This window comes from Flavobacterium frigidum, from assembly GCF_048286735.1.
Taxonomy (GTDB): Bacteria; Bacteroidota; Bacteroidia; order Flavobacteriales; family Flavobacteriaceae; genus Flavobacterium.
The window spans coordinates 35,106-49,755 of the sequence record NZ_JBLVPU010000021.1; the positions used below are offsets into that span (position 1 = coordinate 35,106).

Consider the following 14,650-nt stretch of genomic DNA (forward strand, 5'->3'; position numbering starts at 1 on the left):
ATAGAAAAGATGTATTGATGTAAAAATCAATACATCTTTTTTTTAAAATACTTTCTGGGATTCTACAATGCCTTTTTTCTGGGGTGATAAGCATGTAAAACCTCCGTTAGAAAGGTACGATCTAGATGAAGGTATATTTCGGTTGTCGTGATAGATTCATGTCCCAACATTAATTGTATTGCACGCAAATCGGCTCCATTCTCTAAAAGATGGGTTGCAAAAGAATGCCGTAATGTATGTGGACTTATGGTTTTGTGCAAATTGATTTTGACCGCTAAATCTTTGATTATAGTAAAAATCATGGCTCGCGTGAGCTGTTTTCCACGTCTGTTTAAAAAGAGCGTATCTTCATAGCCTTTTTGAATGATAACATGTACTCGAATAGTATCTCTGTAGGTTTGAATGTAATTTTGAGTCACCTCACTTATTGGAACAAAACGTTGCTTGTTCCCCTTCCCTGTTACTTTTATAAATCCTTCTTCAAAGAATAAATCTGAAATTTTTAGAGCCACAAGTTCAGAAACCCTTAATCCGCAACCATAAAGAGTTTCAAGCATGGCACGATTGCGCTCTCCTTCTTTAGTACTCAAATCAATGGCGTCAATAAGTGCATCAATTTCGATAACCGATAAAGTGTCTGGAAGTTTACGACCTGTTTTAGGAGTTTCAATTAATTCTAAAGGATTGTCTTTTCGATAATCTTCAAAAATCAGATAGCTAAAAAAACTTTTGAGTCCTGAAATAATTCTAGCTTGAGATCGGGCATTGACCTCTTTTGCTACACTATAAATGAATTGCTGCAAAGTCTCCTCTCCAATTTTTAAAGGAGAAACGACAATTTCATTTTCATTCAAAAAAAGAAGCAAGCGTTCCACATCAAAAGTATAATTTTCGATAGTGTTTTTTGACAAACCCCGTTCGATTTTCAAATAAGATTGATAATTTTTTATACAGGAAATCCAATTCATAACTACAAAGTAACGCATTTTAAAGCATAAAAAAACCACGCCATAGACGTGGTTTATAAAATAATATAGATAAAATTAGTTACCCCATTTTCCTCCACCAATAAAAAATCCTAAGTGAATTCCTAAATAAGAATTAGATATAGTCCCTTGACTATTACCATTAATATCTTGCAAAGTAGATTTTGGTACTAGGTTGTACTCTAATCCCATTCTAAATTTACCCCATTCAAATCCACCTCGAAGTAATCCACCCATTTTGCCACTTGCATCTAAAGCAACATCACCATTTGATGTATTGCTATCGACCTCAACGTTAGCTATTGAATAATATCCTGCACCGCCACCAATATAAGGGACAAAAGACTTCCCACCTTTGTTAAAATAGTAGTCATAAGTCCCTACGTAAGAACCATTAGCCGAAACTTTAGCACTCTGAGTTTCCCCTTCTCCTTGAATATCACGCACCATAGCAGCAGCACCAATGCGTAAACCCACATTCATATTGTCTTTAATGTTGTACTTAGGTTCAATAGAGAATAAAATTCCTCCACCTCCATTAGAAGGTACGGTATATCCTAAATCTAACCCAACTCTAAATCCACCCTCTTTTTGAGAATATCCATTAGCAAAAGCAAATACAGCAACAGCTGTCAAAATAATTTTTTTCATTTTTTTTTTTGTTTGTTTGTTTGTTTGTTTGTTTGTTTGTTTGTTTGTTTGTTAATATGAGCGTAAAAATAAATAAATACAAAGTAATATACTTCTTACCTTAGATAAGTTATTAACATATTTTAGGTACGACATTAAACAAAAAACCTCCCGATTTCGGGAGATTTAGAAATCAATTTATAGAAATATTAGAATTTGTAAGCTAAAGAAAGAGAAAAAACTGAGTTTGTGATTTTTGAATCATCACCCGGTTCTGTCTTACCAATATTTGCCAACCCTACATTATACCTTGCGCCTGCAGCTATATTTTTAGTAAAATCATAACCCAAACCAAAATTTAAACCAAAATCAACAGACTCAAAACTATCTTTTACATCGTCTTCAGCTTCGTTACCATTTGCTTTCGCAACTGTCTTTGCACTCAATAAAAATCCTACTTGTGGACCCACCTCTAAATTGAACTTTTCAGCGGCATAATATTTCAACATAATTGGAACATTAATGTATGACATCTTAATGCTTGCATCAACTACAAAAGTTTGATTACCATCACTAAATTCAAATTCATCAATATTAGTTCCTTGCATAGAAAACAATAATTCTGGTTGTAGAGCAAGTTTATCAGATAACTTAACCTCTACAAAACCACCAACATTTAAACCTGCCTTAGACTTTAGATCTAAACCATCAGTATCTCCAGAAAAAGTTGCTAGATTTAAACCTCCTTTAACACCAAATTTAGTTTCTTGCGCATTAGCAAATCCAAAAGCAAAAACAGCCGCAACTGTTAAAATAATTTTTTTCATTTTTTTGTTTGATTATTAGTTTAAGCGTAAAAATAAATAAATACAAAGTAATATACTTCTTACCTGATATAAGTTATTAACATATTTAGATTCTACAATTAACAAAAAAACCTCCCGATTTGGGAGGTTTAGAAATCTATTTCTAGAAATATTAGAATTTATATCCTAATGACAAAGAAAATACATTGTTTGAAAGTTTAGTATTATCTCCAGCTTCTGTTTTAGCGATATTTGACAAACCAAGGTTGTATCTTAATCCAGCAGATAAATTTTCTGTGAAATTATATCCAGCTCCAAAATTAAAACCAAAATCAATTGATTCAAAACTGTCTTTAACATCTTCATCTTCAGAACCTACAGCTGCTTTGGCACTTGTTAAAAAACCAATTTGCGGTCCTGCCTCAAGACTAAAAGCATCAGCTACATAATATTTAGCCATAACTGGAATATTCAAATAAGAAAGATTAAATTTTAAATCGTCGCCATCCACGTCAAATTTTGTACCTTGAGTAGAGAACAATAATTCAGGTTGAATAGCAAACTTATCCGAAACTTTAAATTCTACAAAACCTCCCAAATGGAAACCTGCTTTTGAAGAATTATCTTCAATATCTCCAGAAAAGTTCGCAAGGTTTAATCCTCCTTTAACACCAAATTTAGTTTCTTGCGCGCTAGCAAATCCAAAAGCAAATACAGCCGAAACTGTTAAAATAATTTTTTTCATGTTTTTGTTTGTTTGTTTGTTTTAATGGCGCAAATGTAAATTAAATCATACCTAAAATAAAATTTTTTTGTAAAAAAAATACATTAAATCTCACAACGTTTAAAAATTTATAGATAAAAAAATCATAAAATACTATATTTCAATGTGTTAAAAAAAGTCTTCTAACTGAATTTAGTGAGACAAACAAAGTTTCAAAATAAATTATTTCACAAGACTATTCTTATAAAAAATAATGAAAAAGTATAATACACAAGATGAAAAGTCTTTCAATTCACTACTACCTTTCTTAGCAATTAGGAATTCAAATGTGTACTTTTAACCTAGCATTATGTTTTATTTGTAAAAGATTCAAAAAACAATTGAGAAGTAAACCATATTTTACGTTGAAAACTCCAAACCAAAGTCATACCGTCATAAATAGCACTTAAATCAACCTTAAAACTTGAAAGTACACTAAGAAAGTAACTGTTTGATATTTAGCATTTAAATGTTTAAATTCGGATACTTTTTTAAATTTAATACTAAAAATCAACAATTGCTATCATATCAGGTACACATTGGACTGATTTTTGCAAATAACTTTTTCAAGTAGGATTATACAATATTTTTTAAAAAAAATAGTTCTGACATAGTCCTAAATTTAATTAATAACAATAAAAAAAATTATGAAAAAAATCATTCTAGTCGCAGTAGTACTTCTTGCAGCATCGATAGATATGCAAGCACAATTAGTAAAATTTGGAATCAAAGGTGGTTTAAACTATGCCAACCAAAATGGTAGTGATATAACTGTAAATAGCACCAATTATGAAAGTGAAGCTATTACCAGCTATCATGTAGGTTTACTTGCGGAGGTAAAATTGACTGACGGTTTTGCCATACAACCCGAATTGCTATATTCTACACAAGGTGCAACCTATAAAAATGCAGTAGAAGAATTTAATAACGAATTGGGTTATTTATCTATTCCGGTTCTTGCTAAAGTAAGCTTAAACAAATTTATAAGTTTAGATTTTGGTCCTCAAGCTTCTTTCCTATTAAGCGAACGAAAAAATGTGGATTTTAAAGAATCTGAGAATTTTGAGTTTGGAGTTGCAGGTGGATTAAGTTTTAATATTACAAAAAATTTCTTTTTACAAGGTCGCTATGTAGCCGGATTAACCGAAGCTACTCGCGATGCAACAGTTAAAAATTCAGTAGTTCAAGTTTCAGCTGGATTCAAATTTTAAATAAAACCTTTATTTTTCAAGAAACCGTTCCGTAATTTGGAACGGTTTTTTTATTTTTACAAAAATAGAAACATGAAAATAATCATTATCAATGGTCCTAACCTCAATTTACTAGGGAAACGCGAACCAGAAATTTACGGCATTCAAACTTTTGAAGAATACTTTATCTCTTTGCAAATAAAATATATGGACTTAGAATTAATCTATTTCCAAAGCAATATAGAAGGAGAACTTATTGATAAAATTCAAGAATTTGGTTTTAGGTACGATGGCATTATTCTCAATGCCGGTGCCTATACACACACCTCAATCGGGATAGGTGATGCTGTTAAAGCCATTACAACTCCTGTTGTTGAAGTGCACATTTCGAACACCTACGCCCGCGAAAGTTTCAGACACCAATCCTATATCTCTAGTCATGCAAAAGGAGTTATTCTGGGATTTGGTTTAAAAAGTTATGAATTAGCCCTTCAATCTTTCCTTTAATTGCAATAAAAATATCTTGACTGAATGTTTAACATATAATTAATACCCTCTTTTTAAACTTCCTCTATTTTTGCGAAAGAAAAAACTTTCATGAAAAAATACTACCTGCTTTTAATTTTTTTGGTCTCAGTAACCAACTATGCTCAAATAAAAGGAACCATTTCTGACGATAAAGGGAATCCATTGCCTTTTGTTACTGTCTTTCAAGAAGACACGTATAACGGAACGACCTCCAATGAGATGGGTAAATACGAATTAAACCTAAAAAAAACTGAAAAACAAACAGTTGTCTTTCAGTTTTTAGGATTCAAAACACAAAAAATAGCGGTTCAAACTGATAAATTACCTTATACATTTGATGTTAAAATGATCGAAGAAAGCTTTTCTTTGAACGAAGTTGTGATTAATCCTAAAATTAATCCTGCAATAGCTATCATAAAAAATGCAATTGCAAGCCGAAAAGAAAATACTAAAAAAACAGCTCGCTTCCATGCCGACTTTTATTCTCGAGGGATTTTCAAACTAAAAAATGCACCAAAAAAGATATTAGGTCAAAAAATTGGAGATTTAAACGGCTCATTAGATTCTACTGGAACAGGTATTATTTCTTTATCTGAAACATTTTCTAAAATTACTTTTGAAAAACCCAATAATCTAAAAGAAGTGGTCACCGCCTCAAAAGTTAGCGGACGTGACAATGGCTACAGTTACAATACAGCTCGATCTTCCTTTTATGATTTATATGACAACACCGTTGATTTTGGCGTGCAAATGATTTCTCCGATCGCTTCTAATGCCTTCAATTATTATAAATACAAGCTCGAAAATACTTTTTACGATGCTAACAATCAAATGATCAACAAAATAAAAGTGACTGCCACTAGAGATAGCGAACCCGTTTTTGAAGGGTACATTTATATTGTAGAGGATTCTTGGGCTATATATGCTGTTGATTTAGACATTAAAGGCTACCGAATGAAAGAAGAATTTGTAGATGTTATGACCTTAAAACAAAACTTCGGTTACAACAAAAACAATAAAATCTGGGCTAAAAACACACAAAGTCTTGATATTACCGCTGGCGCTTTTGGAATAAAATTCACAGGAAAATACACTTATGTGTACAGTAATTACGAATTTGTAGATGCTTTTGCAAAAAAAACCTTTACCAATGAAATCACGAGCGTTGAAATCAATTCAAATAAAAAGGACAGTACTTTCTGGAATAGCAACAGACCTATTCCCTTAACTATCGAAGAAAGCACAGACTATATTAAGAAAGACAGCATTTATAAAGTTAGAAACTCAAAAAAATATTTGGATTCAATTGATGCAAAAGGGAACAAATTCAGACTATTAAAGTTGATTACGGGTTATACTTATAATAATAGTACGACAAAAAATACCTTTAGTTACGATGGACTATTCAATCTTGGTTCTTTGAGTTTTAATACCGTACAAGGGTATAATTTTGACACTGGGTTTCGATACACCAATAGAAAAAACCAAGAAACAAAAGGAATTTATACTTCCATCAGTACCAAACTAAATTATGGTTTTGCTGAAGATCGTTTGCGTATAATGGGAACGATTATACATCGATTCAACAATCAAAATTACGCTACCTTATTTGCTACTGGAGGTAGTTCCGTACAACAGTTTAACCAAAGTGAACCCATCAGTAAAATTATCAACTCCATAAGTTCTTTGTCTTTTAAGAACAATTTTATGAAGTTGTATAATTTAGAATCGGCAGCCATTGGATACAATCAGAATGTCGCAAATGGGGTAAACCTTGGTGGAAGAATATCATATCAACAACGCAAACCATTATTTAATACTACTGATTTCTCCTATTTCAATAAGGAAGATTTGTATACTTCGAACAATCCACTGACACCAAATGACTTTACCTCTTCCGCTTTTGAAAAGCATCATTTGGTAAAGATGACTCTGAATGCAAGAATTAATTTTGGAAATAAATACGCTTCTCGTCCGGATGGTAAATTCAACATTCGAAATGAAAAGTATCCTACTCTATTTTTAAATTATGAAAAAGCAGTAGCAGCAAGTGAGAAAAAATACGAATTTGACCATATAAATGCACAATTAACGTACGATTTAAAATTAGAAAATAAGGGTACACTTGGCATGAACTTGAAAGCTGGAAAATTTTTGAATGCTGAAAATATCGCATTTATGGATTATAAACATTTTAACGGCAACCAAACGCACATCGGACAAAGTGCACGTTATCTAAATGTCTTTAATTTATTGCCTTATTATTCCAACAGCACCAACAACCGATATTTTGAAGCGCATTCTGAATACAATGACGAGGGTTATGTTATGAATAAAATTCCGCTTTTGAATAAATTAAAATCAACTTTAATTCTTGGTGGGCATGCACTTTCAACCCCAGGCAATAAACCATATACAGAATTATCTGTTGGTTTGGATAATTTAGGTTTTGGAAAATTTAAGTTGTTGCGTATTGATTATGTGCGTTCCTACCAAAATGGATTTCAAGGAGACGGTGTAGTTTTTGGACTTAAATTCTTGAATATTTTAGAGTAAATCAATAGCCCCAAATAGTTTTTCAACAAAAAAAAGGCACGAGAAATAATTTTCATGTGCCTTTTTTAATTTTATAAATAATTTAAATTATGGTATTAATTTGGTTCTACATGAATCAATACATGTCCCAATTCTGGAATTTGTTCTCGTAACGTGTCTTTTAGTTTATGAGCTAAATCATGTCCTTCTTTTACGGTATTATTCGAATCTACAATTGCGTGTAAATCTACATGGTATTGCATTCCTGCTTTTCGAATAAAACACTTTTCAGTATCTATAATCCCGTCAACTTGAAGTGAAATGAGTCGGATTTCTGCTATCAAATCATCGTACAAATGCTCATCCATTATTTCGCCCAATGCAGGTCTAAAAATAAGATAACTGTTATAGAATATGAATCCTGATGCAAAAAGTGCTGCCCAATCATCTGCAGATTCATAACCATTGCCAAGGATCAAGGCAATTGAAATTCCCAAAAATGCGGCTACTGATGTAATTGCATCGCTGCGATGGTGCCAAGCATCGGCTCTAAGTGAGGAACTATTGGTTTGAATACTTCTTTTAAGTACTACTCGAAAAGAATACTCTTTCCATATAATAATGGCACCTAAAACAAGTAATGTCCAAGGTTTAGGTAGTTCATGTGGCGTTCTAATATTGATGACACTTTCATAAGCGATAATAGTAGCAGAAGTGATTAAGAAACCCACAACCAAAAAGGTAATTAGAGGTTCTGCCCTACCGTGACCGTACGGATGATTTTCATCTGCTGGTTTATTCGAATATTTGATGCCAAACAACACTAAAAATGAAGCAAAAATATCAGCAGTCGACTCGATTGCATCTGCTATTAAAGCATAGGAATTTCCGAAGAAACCGGCAAATCCTTTAATAATTGCCAAAGACGTATTGCCTATGATACTAAAATAAGTGGCTTTAATCGCTGTTTGTTCGCTTGACATTTTGTTTTTGTTAGATGAACTAAAACAAAAATCGTTTTAGTAAACCGTCTTGAATGGTTGCATTCAAATTGTATCTTGTTTACTAAAACGATTTTATGAAATTCTTAATTTATTTATGCTCTCACGATACTGGCACCTATTGCTCTCAATCGTTCGTCAATACGTTCGTACCCTCTATCAATTTGTTCAATGTTTTGGATCGTACTTGTTCCTTTTGCTGAAAGTGCGGCGATTAATAATGAGATTCCCGCACGAATATCTGGTGAAGACATTGTTGTTGCTTTCAATTGTGATTTGAAATCGTGTCCCATAACAACGGCACGATGTGGATCACACAACATAATTTTGGCACCCATATCAATTAATTTATCTACAAAAAATAATCTGCTTTCAAACATTTTTTGGTGAATCAGCACGTCGCCTTTTGCTTGCGTAGCTACAACGAGAACAATACTCAATAAATCTGGTGTAAATCCAGGCCAAGGAGCATCTGCAATAGTAAGTATAGAACCGTCTATATCTGTTTTTACCTCATACCCATCTAGGTGAGCAGGAATGTAAATATCATCACCACGACGTTCCAAAGTAATTCCCAGTTTTCTAAAAGTACTAGGTATAACTCCTAAATTATCCCAACTCACATCTTTTATTGTAATTTCTGATTTAGTCATTGCAGCAAGACCTATCCAACTTCCAATTTCGATCATATCTGGAAGAATTCTATGCTCGCAACCACCTAAACTTTCAACACCTTCAATAGTTAATAGATTAGATCCAACGCCTGTTATGTTTGCTCCCATGGAGTTTAGCATTTTACAGAGTTGTTGCAAATAAGGTTCGCAAGCAGCATTATAAACTGTTGTTCTTCCTTTGGCTAAAACTGCGGCCATAACGATATTAGCAGTTCCTGTCACTGATGCTTCATCGAGCAACATATCGGCACCTTTCAAACCTTTAGGTGCTTCTACACCGTAAAAATGATCTTCTCTGTTGTAACGAAATTTTGCACCTAGATTGATAAATCCTTCAAAGTGAGTATCTAATCTTCTACGGCCAATTTTATCACCACCTGGTTTCGGAATGTAACCTTTACCAAATCGTGCCAAAAGTGGTCCAACAATCATTATGGATCCTCGAAGAGAACCGCCTTCTTTCTTGAAAGCTTCGGTTTCTAAATACTGTATGTTGACTTCATCAGCTTGGAAAGTATAAGAGCCAGGTCCCGTTTTTTGGATTTTAACGCCTAAATTTCCTAAAAGTGTTATTAGTTTATTGATATCAATAATATCAGGAATGTTATTGATAATCACTTTTTCTGGAGTTAAAAGAACAGCACATAAAATTTGTAATGCTTCATTTTTAGCTCCTTGTGGCGTGATTTCTCCCCTAAGACTTATGCCGCCTTCTATTTTAAAAATTCCCATTTTTTTACAGTTATGAGTTATAAATTATTGATTGAGCGTTATAAAATACGAGTTAAAAGTTAGGTTGAAAATTCAAAACTAAAAACTCCTAATTCATAACAAACCTAAAGCGGTTTTCTATTTTGGTTTTTGTGAATCGGATTTGGTTTCCCCATTTTGGTATTCTTATTACTTTGAATTTTTGGAGGACCTGCAGGTGCTATTTTATTAGAAACTCGTTTGTTTGTTCGTAATAAGTCAGTAGTATTTAAAAGCTCTTCGGTACTTTGAAGTAAATTCAACTTCCCGCCTGACAATTCATATAAATGTTCGAAAATAACATCATCTTTCACGGTATCTTTATTCCAGCTTAAATAGGATTTCTTCATGTGATTGGCAATCACTTTTACCAATGCGCTTTTCATTTCACCCTCGTCCCACTTATTGGCAACATCAATCATATATTTAATGTTGTTCCCATAATACCGGTATTTTGGAAAATTTTGAGGATAACTTAATACATCCGGTTTCAATTGCAACACTTCACGAGATGGAATTGGATAAGGAGAATCAGCTACTAATTTAAAATCAGACATTATAAATATCTGATCCCATAATTTGTGCTGAAAATCTGGAACATCACGCAAATGTGGGTTCAAACTACCCATAACTTGAATAATGTATTTTGCCGCTTTGTTGCGTTCTAAATCATCTTCAATTTTGGTTGCTTGATCAATTAGTTTTTGCAAATGACGTCCATATTCTGGAATAATTAAATGAGACCGTTCTGCATTATACTCCAAATGATGCACAACATCGTTCGAGTTTTCTTTGATATATTTTGAATTCATATTCGAATGTATATTTTTGATCTTAATGAGCACCATTTCGAAGATATAATATCATTCGTTTGTACAAACATCAAAATGTAGTTTTGAAACTAAAGTGAGATAATTCCCTTAATGGTAGCTACTTCTTGGTATTTATCAACTATTTCTTGTGCATCTTTCATAGTTACATCTATAGAAATACTGGTAAATTTACCCGTTTTGGATTTTGTTGTTTTGATTACCGCTCCCATACAGTCAAAAGCCAATTGAACACGATCAATATTATCATTTTCGCTAGGTACGATAAATTTGAATAAGTACGTAGCAGGCCATGTATTGCTCAGATCTAACTCTACTTTTAATCTATCATAAAATTCTTGAGTATTCTTGTCCATTTTCAGTTTAAAAATAAAGGCAAATATACTGTTTCATACGTGAATTATGAATTATGAATTATGATTTTTTATCTAATACTATTTTAAACGCAATCATTTTTTCAAATCCCAATAAGTTTAAGTAATTTTGCCGCTTATTTTTTAAAAGTGCAGAAAGAAATCATAGTTATCATTGGCGGTCCAGGAACAGGTAAAACAACTATCATTGATGGATTGATAGCCAAAGGACATTGTTGTTATCCCGAAATTTCTCGGGAAGTAACTGCAGAGGCAAAAAAGCAAGGAATCGATCAATTGTTTCTTGAAAAACCGCTTCTTTTCAGCGAGTTACTTCTAGAAGGCCGAAAAAAACAGTTTCAAAACGCATATAAAGAGCCACATGAAGTTGTATTTATTGACCGTGGAATTCCAGATGTTTTGGCTTACATGCACTACATTGGCGATAGCTATCCAGCGTCTTTTGATCGTGCTTGTCGCGAACACACCTACTCAAAAATTTTCATTTTACCACCTTGGGAAGAAATATACATTAGCGATCACGAACGGTATGAAAATTTCGAACAAGCCAAACTAATCTACAATCACCTTATAGAAACCTATCAAGGTTATGGTTACGAACTTATAGAAGTTCCTAGAGATACCCTAGATAACAGAATTCTTTTTATCTTAGATGAAATTTCTAAATAATTTTCAAGTTTAGAATTTACAATTTGGGATGTTTTCTACGAATTGAAATCTGTAATCTATGCAAGAAGCGTTAGCTATTCTTCAAAAATATTGGAAACACGACAAATTCAGGTCGCTGCAAAAGGAAATTATTGATTCCGTTTTAAGTGGTCAAGACACCTTTGCTTTGATGCCAACAGGAGGTGGGAAATCTATATGTTTCCAGATTCCAGCCTTGATGAATGATGGTATTTGTCTGGTAATTTCGCCCTTAGTTGCATTAATGAAAGACCAAGTGGCTAATTTGCAAAAGCGGAACATAAAAGCCATTGCCTTAACGGGCGGTATCCGATCTGAAGAAATGATTGATTTATTGGACAATTGCCAATTCGGAAATTATAAATTTCTTTATTTATCACCAGAACGTTTACAATCAGACTGGATTTTAGACCGCATCAAAAATCTTCCAATCAACTTAATCACTATTGACGAGGCGCATTGTGTATCGCAATGGGGACACGATTTTCGACCCGCTTATTTGAAGATTTCAATACTAAAAAAACATTTCCCAAAAATACCTTTCCTTGCATTAACAGCCACCGCAACTCCAAAAGTTAAAGAAGATATCATCGCTGAACTGGGATTGCAGGATGTGAACGTTTTTGAGAAATCATTTGCAAGAGAAAACATCGCCTACATGGTTTTTGAAGTAGAAGATAAACTTTTTAGAATCGAACAAATTTTAAAGAAAAACCCAGAATCTTCTATCATTTATGTTCGCAACAGAAAATCCTGTCTGGATATTTCGGGGCAATTAAATTCGTTAGGAATTAAAGCGACCTATTATCATGGTGGACTTTCATCTAAAGAAAAAGATAAGAACATGCAATTGTGGATGAATGAAGCCGCAACAGTTATTGTAGCAACCAATGCTTTCGGAATGGGAATTGACAAAGCCAATGTAAAGACTGTAATTCACATTCAACTGCCAGAAAATTTAGAAAATTATTACCAAGAAGCTGGTCGAGCAGGGCGAAATGGCGAAAAAGCATTTGCTGTTTTATTAACAAGTCCTTCAGATATTATTCAAGCTGAAAACCAATTTATAAATATTCTTCCTGACAAAAAGTTTTTGAACCTCATGTATGTCAAGCTTTGCAACTACTTTCAAATTGCATACGGAGAAGGCATCAACGAGCAGTTCACCTTCAATTTGCATCATTTTTGTTTAAAATATGGGTTTCCAACTTTAAAAACCTACAATGCCATGCAGTTTCTGGACAGACAAGGAATTATTAATTTGTCCCAAGAATTTTCTGAAAAAATCTCAATGCAATTTCTTATTCCTTCCAAAGAAGTGATTCGGTACATGAGTTTGAATCCGAATGATGAAGAAATTATTTTGGCAATATTGCGCACGTATCCTGGAATTTATGAAATGCAAACCGCATTCAACTTGCCATTAATTGCAAAAAAATCAAATCATAATGAAACAGAAATACAAACAGTCTTGCAGAAATTAAAAACAAAAGAGATTATCAATTACCAATCAAAAAATAATGATTCTACATTAATTTTTAATGAAGTTCGAGAAGATGAGAGAACGATTAGTCGGGTTTCAAAATATTTAGAAAATCAAAATCAATTAAAAAAGGAACAACTTCAATCTGTTTTGAATTATGTTTCAGATAAAAAGGCATGCAAAAACAAGCTTATCTTGCATTATTTTGGTGAAAAAACAGATGTCGATTGTGGAATTTGTTCCTATTGCATTACCAAAAAAAACAAGCAAAAAGACAATACATCGCTTGCATCAGCAATCGTTACTTTATTACAATCAGAAAATTTAAATTCGAGAGACATACAAAACAGGACTAAAAACAACTCTGAAGAAGTTATTGCAGCCCTTCAATATTTATTAGAAAACAACACAATTTTGGTTAAACCAAATAACAAATACACTTTAAAATTATAATGGAAAAATTACGAATTGTTTTTATGGGAACACCCGAATTTGCCGTGGGGATATTAGATACAATACTAAAAAACAACCACGAAGTTGTAGGCGTAATTACCGCCGCAGACAAACCTGCAGGTCGTGGACAGAAATTAAAATATTCAGCTGTAAAAGAGTATGCGCTGGAAAATAATATTACTTTATTACAGCCAGTAAACCTTAAAGACGAGACTTTTTTATCGGAATTAAAATCGTTGAATGCTAATTTACAAGTCATAGTTGCATTTAGAATGTTACCAAAAGTAGTATGGGAAATGCCATCATTAGGAACTTTCAACCTTCACGCTTCACTCCTACCCAATTATCGTGGAGCTGCACCTATCAATTGGGCAATCATAAATGGTGAAACTAAAACCGGTGTTACTACTTTTTTTATTGATGATAAAATTGATACTGGTGCCATGATCTTAAGTTCTGAAACTCCGATTGAAGAAACCGAAAATGCAGGACAACTGCACGACCGATTGATGGATCTGGGAAGTAAAACTGTCATTGCTTCCTTGGAAATGATTGAAAAAGGAACCGTTTCAACAATTATTCAAACAGATACGGCCCATATTAAAACGGCATACAAGTTAAACAAAGAGAATTGTAAAATAGACTGGACCAAACCAGCTCTAGAAATAAATAATTTGATTCGAGGTTTGAGTCCGTATCCTGCTGCTTGGTGTTTTATTCAAGATAAAAACGAAGAATGGAATGTTAAGATATACGAGGCTATAATTGTTTTAGAAGATCATGATTTCAAGATAGGAAGTCTAATTTGCACCAAAAAGGAGATGAAGATTGCGGTAGAAAACGGATTTATTCAAATAGTAAGCTTGCAATTTCCAGGCAAAAAAAAGATGAACGCATCAGAACTGCTTAATGGGATTGTATTTTCAGAGGAAGCAAAAGCTCACTAACATCAATAAAAAC

At 33.0% G+C, this 14,650-nt stretch carries 14 protein-coding genes; 6 read left to right on the top strand and 8 right to left on the bottom strand.

Features of this window, described 5'->3' with window-relative positions; genetic code table 11:
- Window positions 1–62 precede the first annotated feature (62 nt).
- The 4 genes from xerD to ACNQGO_RS12480 all read right to left on the bottom strand — a co-directional run bounded on the left by xerD (window position 63) and on the right by ACNQGO_RS12480 (window position 3,167).
- Window positions 63–968, bottom strand: coding sequence for a site-specific tyrosine recombinase XerD (gene xerD, locus ACNQGO_RS12465; RefSeq protein ID WP_417985466.1), 906 nt, complete (start codon window positions 966–968; stop codon window positions 63–65).
- Window positions 969–1,043: 75 nt separating this feature from the next.
- A complete protein-coding gene (locus tag ACNQGO_RS12470; protein WP_417985444.1) occupies window positions 1,044–1,637 on the bottom strand; it encodes a hypothetical protein in 594 nt (197 codons plus the stop codon).
- Window positions 1,638–1,825: 188 nt separating this feature from the next.
- Entirely contained in the window at window positions 1,826–2,443 is a 618-nt protein-coding gene (locus ACNQGO_RS12475; protein WP_417985445.1) for a porin family protein, read from the bottom strand.
- Between the two features lie 151 nt (window positions 2,444–2,594).
- Window positions 2,595–3,167, bottom strand: a complete 573-nt coding sequence (locus ACNQGO_RS12480; RefSeq protein ID WP_417985446.1) for a porin family protein — start codon at window positions 3,165–3,167, stop codon at window positions 2,595–2,597.
- A gap of 665 nt (window positions 3,168–3,832) precedes the next feature.
- On the opposite strand from ACNQGO_RS12480, the gene ACNQGO_RS12485 reads away from it, so the two are divergent.
- The 3 genes from ACNQGO_RS12485 (at window position 3,833) to ACNQGO_RS12495 (ending at window position 7,459) form a co-directional block, all read left to right on the top strand.
- Complete coding sequence (locus ACNQGO_RS12485) at window positions 3,833–4,396, top strand: porin family protein (RefSeq protein ID WP_417985447.1); 564 nt, start codon at window positions 3,833–3,835, stop codon at window positions 4,394–4,396.
- A 72-nt stretch (window positions 4,397–4,468) separates the two neighbouring features.
- A complete protein-coding gene (gene aroQ / locus ACNQGO_RS12490; protein WP_417985448.1) occupies window positions 4,469–4,882 on the top strand; it encodes a type II 3-dehydroquinate dehydratase in 414 nt (137 codons plus the stop codon).
- Window positions 4,883–4,972: 90 nt separating this feature from the next.
- The gene (locus ACNQGO_RS12495) at window positions 4,973–7,459 is read left to right on the top strand and encodes a DUF5686 and carboxypeptidase regulatory-like domain-containing protein (RefSeq protein WP_417985449.1); all 2,487 of its coding nucleotides are present in this window, start codon (window positions 4,973–4,975) and stop codon (window positions 7,457–7,459) included.
- Between the two features lie 95 nt (window positions 7,460–7,554).
- On the opposite strand, the gene ACNQGO_RS12500 is transcribed toward ACNQGO_RS12495, so the two are convergent.
- From ACNQGO_RS12500 to ACNQGO_RS12515, 4 genes are all read right to left on the bottom strand, one after another.
- Entirely contained in the window at window positions 7,555–8,421 is an 867-nt protein-coding gene (locus tag ACNQGO_RS12500; protein WP_309760181.1) for a cation diffusion facilitator family transporter, read from the bottom strand.
- Window positions 8,422–8,534: 113 nt separating this feature from the next.
- Window positions 8,535–9,845 (bottom strand): UDP-N-acetylglucosamine 1-carboxyvinyltransferase, encoded by a 1,311-nt coding sequence (gene murA, locus ACNQGO_RS12505; RefSeq protein ID WP_417985450.1) that lies wholly within the window; start codon window positions 9,843–9,845, stop codon window positions 8,535–8,537.
- Window positions 9,846–9,949: 104 nt separating this feature from the next.
- Entirely contained in the window at window positions 9,950–10,675 is a 726-nt protein-coding gene (locus ACNQGO_RS12510) for a DUF4290 domain-containing protein (protein WP_417944105.1), read from the bottom strand.
- 89 nt (window positions 10,676–10,764) lie between these two features.
- Window positions 10,765–11,049, bottom strand: a complete 285-nt coding sequence (locus ACNQGO_RS12515) for a DUF493 family protein (RefSeq protein ID WP_417971089.1) — start codon at window positions 11,047–11,049, stop codon at window positions 10,765–10,767.
- A gap of 147 nt (window positions 11,050–11,196) precedes the next feature.
- Between ACNQGO_RS12515 and ACNQGO_RS12520 the strand changes: the two genes are divergently transcribed.
- Genes ACNQGO_RS12520 through fmt form a run of 3 tightly spaced genes read left to right on the top strand, consistent with a single transcriptional unit; the run spans window position 11,197 to window position 14,637 of the window.
- Window positions 11,197–11,736, top strand: a complete 540-nt coding sequence (locus ACNQGO_RS12520; protein WP_417985451.1) for an AAA family ATPase — start codon at window positions 11,197–11,199, stop codon at window positions 11,734–11,736.
- A 58-nt stretch (window positions 11,737–11,794) separates the two neighbouring features.
- Window positions 11,795–13,690 carry a RecQ family ATP-dependent DNA helicase gene (locus ACNQGO_RS12525; protein ID WP_417985452.1) on the top strand — a complete coding sequence of 632 codons (1,896 nt, stop codon included), beginning with the start codon at window positions 11,795–11,797 and terminating at the stop codon, window positions 13,688–13,690.
- A complete protein-coding gene (gene fmt / locus ACNQGO_RS12530; RefSeq protein ID WP_417985453.1) occupies window positions 13,690–14,637 on the top strand; it encodes a methionyl-tRNA formyltransferase in 948 nt (315 codons plus the stop codon). Before ACNQGO_RS12525 ends, fmt begins: the two co-directional genes overlap by 1 nt.
- Window positions 14,638–14,650 lie beyond the last annotated feature (13 nt).

Bases quoted from the DNA above. Each gene is read 5' to 3' on its own strand.
- xerD (WP_417985466.1), bottom strand. From the start codon at position 968: ATGAATTGGATTTCCTGTATAAAAAATTATCAATCTTATTTGAAAATC.
- ACNQGO_RS12470 (WP_417985444.1), bottom strand. From the start codon at position 1,637: ATGAAAAAAATTATTTTGACAGCTGTTGCTGTATTTGCTTTTGCTAAT.
- ACNQGO_RS12475 (WP_417985445.1), bottom strand. From the start codon at position 2,443: ATGAAAAAAATTATTTTAACAGTTGCGGCTGTTTTTGCTTTTGGATTT.
- ACNQGO_RS12480 (WP_417985446.1), bottom strand. From the start codon at position 3,167: ATGAAAAAAATTATTTTAACAGTTTCGGCTGTATTTGCTTTTGGATTT.
- ACNQGO_RS12485 (WP_417985447.1), top strand. From the start codon at position 3,833: ATGAAAAAAATCATTCTAGTCGCAGTAGTACTTCTTGCAGCATCGATA.
- aroQ (WP_417985448.1), top strand. From the start codon at position 4,469: ATGAAAATAATCATTATCAATGGTCCTAACCTCAATTTACTAGGGAAA.
- ACNQGO_RS12495 (WP_417985449.1), top strand. From the start codon at position 4,973: ATGAAAAAATACTACCTGCTTTTAATTTTTTTGGTCTCAGTAACCAAC.
- ACNQGO_RS12500 (WP_309760181.1), bottom strand. From the start codon at position 8,421: ATGTCAAGCGAACAAACAGCGATTAAAGCCACTTATTTTAGTATCATA.
- murA (WP_417985450.1), bottom strand. From the start codon at position 9,845: ATGGGAATTTTTAAAATAGAAGGCGGCATAAGTCTTAGGGGAGAAATC.
- ACNQGO_RS12510 (WP_417944105.1), bottom strand. From the start codon at position 10,675: ATGAATTCAAAATATATCAAAGAAAACTCGAACGATGTTGTGCATCAT.
- ACNQGO_RS12515 (WP_417971089.1), bottom strand. From the start codon at position 11,049: ATGGACAAGAATACTCAAGAATTTTATGATAGATTAAAAGTAGAGTTA.
- ACNQGO_RS12525 (WP_417985452.1), top strand. From the start codon at position 11,795: ATGCAAGAAGCGTTAGCTATTCTTCAAAAATATTGGAAACACGACAAA.
- fmt (WP_417985453.1), top strand. From the start codon at position 13,690: ATGGAAAAATTACGAATTGTTTTTATGGGAACACCCGAATTTGCCGTG.